At 64.3% G+C, this 3,718-nt stretch carries 3 protein-coding genes and 1 pseudogene; all 4 read left to right on the top strand.

The features are described from left to right. Window positions 1-190: pseudogene (locus tag JHD07_RS35210) on the top strand (energy transducer TonB); the annotation flags it as partial. 41 nt (window positions 191-231) lie between these two features. Then, entirely contained in the window at window positions 232-2,034 is a 1,803-nt protein-coding gene (locus tag JHD07_RS35205) for a putative porin (protein ID WP_291630562.1), read from the top strand. 2 nt (window positions 2,035-2,036) lie between these two features. Further along, window positions 2,037-2,630: a hypothetical protein gene (locus JHD07_RS35200; protein WP_291630560.1), complete on the top strand. Its 594-nt coding sequence runs from the start codon at window positions 2,037-2,039 to the stop codon at window positions 2,628-2,630. Next, on the top strand, window positions 2,627-3,652 hold the full coding sequence (locus JHD07_RS35195; RefSeq protein WP_291630558.1) for a peptidyl-prolyl cis-trans isomerase: 1,026 nt from the start codon (window positions 2,627-2,629) through the stop codon (window positions 3,650-3,652). Before JHD07_RS35200 ends, JHD07_RS35195 begins: the two co-directional genes overlap by 4 nt. Window positions 3,653-3,718 lie beyond the last annotated feature (66 nt).

The raw sequence follows: 3,718 nt of genomic DNA, 5'->3' as shown, positions 1-3,718 counted from the left end.
GATCCGCGTCTGGCTCGACAGTTCGGGCAAGGTCAGCCGGGTTCAGCTTTCGCCCTCGACGGGAGATGGCGCGCTCGATGCGACGATCCGCGATCAGGTGATCGGCGGCATGCGCATGCGAGAGCCGCCGCCGAGGGATATGCCGATGCCGATCATCACCCGCATCACGGCGCGGAGCCGGGCGGGATGAGTTCTGGTGAAGTCGAGTGAGTTGAGAGAAGAGGTGACGTCATGTGGCGTGAACTGAGAACGCGAGAGGTGGCGACGACGGCCCTGGTGCTGGTCGCCTGCGCAGCCCCCGCTGCGGCGCAGGACGACAGTGTGGCGCAAGGCAAGCGCCCCACGGTCTCGCGCGCCGCAGCGCCGTCCTCGAACGCCACCGTCAACCTGATCAATCTCCTGGTGAAGCAGGGCACGCTCAGCGAGGAACAGGCGGCCGCCCTGATCAAGCAGGCCGATGACGAAGCCTATGTCGCCCGCCAGGCGACGCGCGATGCAGCGGCCAAGGCCGACAGCGCCGAGAAGAAGGCGACCGGTGCGGCGGACGCCGTCTCGCCCCCCGGCACCAAGCGCGTGACCTACGTCCCCGAGATCGTCCGCAAGCAGCTGCGCGAGGAGATCCGGGCCGAAGTGATGGACCGCGCGCACAAGGAGGGCTGGGCCTCGCCGGGCCTCTATCCGGAATGGGCGCAGCGGATCAAGTTCTACGGAGACATTCGCGCACGTTACGAGGGAGACTTCTTCCCTCCGGGAAACGGCCCGCTTCAGAACTTCAATGCGACCAACACCGGGAGCCCGTTCCTCGAAGACAACGCGAACGCGGTCAATCCGTATTTTCCCCCGACGTACAACACCAGCCAAGACCGCAATCGTTTCCGCTTTCGGGCGCGGCTCGGCGCTGACGTCAATCTGTTCGACGGTTTTACCGCAGGGCTCAGGATCGCGACAGGTGAGAGCAGTTCGCCTGTCTCTTTGAACCAGACCTTCGGCGGAAACGGAGGCAATTTCTCGAAGTATGCCCTTTGGCTGGACCGCGCCTTCGTCAAATATCAACCGACGCAGGACTTCGCGGCATCGGTGGGCCGCTTCGACAACCCGTTCTGGTCGCCGACCGATCTCGTTTGGTATAGAGACCTCGGCTTCGACGGCCTGGCTGTCCAGGCCAGGCAGGAAATCGCCGAAGGTCTCACGCCGTTTTTTGCGGGCGGCGCCTTTCCGGTCTTCAATACGGATCTGAACGCCGGCCTGAATACGGTTGACCTTTCCGGCCCGATCAAGTCGCCAAGCCGCGACAAATGGCTATTTGGAGCGCAGGGCGGCTTCGCCGCGAGGTTCGATCCCGAAACAATCCTGACGATGGCGGTCGCCTACTACGACTTCACCAACGCGCAAGGCAAGCTCTCCAGCACATGTCTTGTCGCTACTGCGAGCGACTCCTGCAACACGGATCTGCTGCGGCCGCCATTTGCGCAGAAGGGCAATACCTACATGAGACTGCGCGACATTCCGACGCTCATCTCGCCCGTCACTACCCTGAACTATCAATACTACGGCTTGGCCAGCGATTTCCGTCCAGTCGTCGCAAGCGCCCAACTCGACTTTGCGCAATTCTATCCAATCCACGTCGTCCTGGACGCGGAATACGTGTGGAACACTGCCTTCAATCGATCGGCCATGGCCGCAGTAGCCGTGAACAACTTCGGGCCGACCGGCAACGGTGATCCCGGCCCCTATAACGGCGGCAACCAGGGCTGGCTCGCACGCCTGACGGTGGGCAACAAGCAGATCAAGCATCTCTGGGATTGGAATGCGCATGTCGGTTACAAATATCTGGAATCCGACGCCATGGTGGATGCTTTCGTCGATTCCGACTTCGGACTCGGCGGCACCAACCTCAAGGGCTATTTCATCGGCGGCAATGTCGGCCTCGGCGAGAACATCTGGGCGTCGGTGCGCTGGATGAGCGCCAACAACATCGCGGGCCTGCCCTACGCCGTGGACATCGTCCAGCTCGATCTCAACGCGAGGTTCTGATCATGCGGGCTTTGCGTTTGTCGGCTGCAGCTGCGTTGGCATTGGTGATCTCCAGCGCCGCCCAAGCCGATCAGGAATCCGATCGTCTGCGCGAGGCGCTGCGTAGCGCCACGGCGCAGGCGCGTGCCGCCGAGGACCAGCGCGCCGCGGTGCAGGCCAAGCTGACCGCGGCCGAACAGGAGCGCGATCGCCTGCGCAAGCAGAATGAGGCCTATCGTGCCCAGGTCAAGGAGGCCGAGCAAGCCTATCGCCAGGCCGTGAAGGACTTCAACGAGCGCATTGCCGAGCGTGACGATTCGCTGGAGAAGTGGAAGGCGGCCTATGGTGAGGCGGCCACAGTTGCCCGCACCAAGGATGCCGAGCGCGCCAAATTCGAGGGCGAGGCGACGACCTGGAAGGCGAGCGCCAAGGCCTGCGAGGCCAAGAACGTCCGACTGGTCAGGATCGCCGACGACGTCGTCAAGCAATATGAGCGGATGGATCCGCTGGAGAAGGTGCTCGACCACGATCCCGTGTTCGGGCTGCAGCGCGTCGAGCATCAGAACGCTGCGCAGGATTTTCGCGACAAGATCATCGAGCAGAAGGCCAAGCCATGACCATCTCCAACTCCATGTTGCTTACCGCCGCGCTCTTGGCGACCGTTTCGTCCCTTCCGATGGCGCAGGCGCAGACACAAACCCGCAACCCGCCGCCCGCCGCGCAGCGCACGGCGCCGGCGCCGGCTCTTGCCCAGCCGACACAGCCGGCGGCGCAGGACAACGCTGCGGCGAAGGGCGGCGAGGTCATCGCCCGCGTCGGCGACAGCGATGTCTCTGCCGAGGAGGTCCGTACCACGATCCAGATGCTGGACGTCCGCCAGCAGGCGGCGATGGCGCGCGATCCGGCGCTGCTCAATCAGACCGTGCGCGCGCTCCTGGCCAATCGGCTGGTGCTGAAGGAAGCGATGGCGAAGAAGTGGGACCAGCAGCCGAGCGTGGTGACACAGCTTGCGCGTGCCCGTGACAGTCTCATCGTCGAAACCTATCTGCAGTCGGTCACGGCCGTGGGCGACCAATATCCGAGCGAGGCCGAGATCAAGAACGTCTATGAAGCCAACGCCAGCGCGTTCCTGGTCCCGCGCCGCTTCCGGCTGGCCCAGATCGTGGTCAATCTCGCGAAGGATGCCGACAAGGCGGCGGAAGATGCCGCGCGGCGGAAGCTCGACGACATCATGCGCAAGGTGAAGCAACCCGGCGCGGAATTCGGGGCGATCGCGCGTGCCTCGTCGGAGGATGCGGCAACCGCAGGACGGGAAGGGGAGATCGGCTGGGTTGCCGAGCCCGATCTGCGCACCGAAATACGCGCGCAGGTCACGGGCCTGCCCAAATCCGGGATCGGCGATCCCATCCGGCTCGAGGACGGCTGGCACGTTATCAAACTGGTCGACACCGAGGCCTCGCATACGCGGCCGCTCGCCGACGTGAGGGATGCCCTGGTGCAGCGCATGCGGGCCGAGCGCGTCGAGGCGAACCGCCGTGCCTATGTGGCGGAGCTGCTGAAGCAGACCCCGCCCGTCGTGAACGAGATCGCGTTGTCGCGCCTGCTCGAACCCAGGCCCGACGCAGCGCCGTCACGCTGAACGGCTGGTGTGACATTGCGACGACGTCGCCGGAGCTCATCGGTGTAGCCGTCATCAATGGTGAAC

Origin of the sequence: Bradyrhizobium sp. (genome assembly GCF_016462955.1) — a bacterium.
In the GTDB taxonomy this organism is placed as follows: domain Bacteria; phylum Pseudomonadota; class Alphaproteobacteria; order Rhizobiales; family Xanthobacteraceae; genus Bradyrhizobium.
This window is presented reverse-complemented; position numbering and strand designations above follow the sequence as displayed.

Coding starts and splice junctions, on each gene's coding strand:
- JHD07_RS35205 (WP_291630562.1), top strand. CDS start 232: ATGTGGCGTGAACTGAGAACGCGAGAGGTGGCGACGACGGCCCTGGTG.
- JHD07_RS35200 (WP_291630560.1), top strand. CDS start 2,037: ATGCGGGCTTTGCGTTTGTCGGCTGCAGCTGCGTTGGCATTGGTGATC.
- JHD07_RS35195 (WP_291630558.1), top strand. CDS start 2,627: ATGACCATCTCCAACTCCATGTTGCTTACCGCCGCGCTCTTGGCGACC.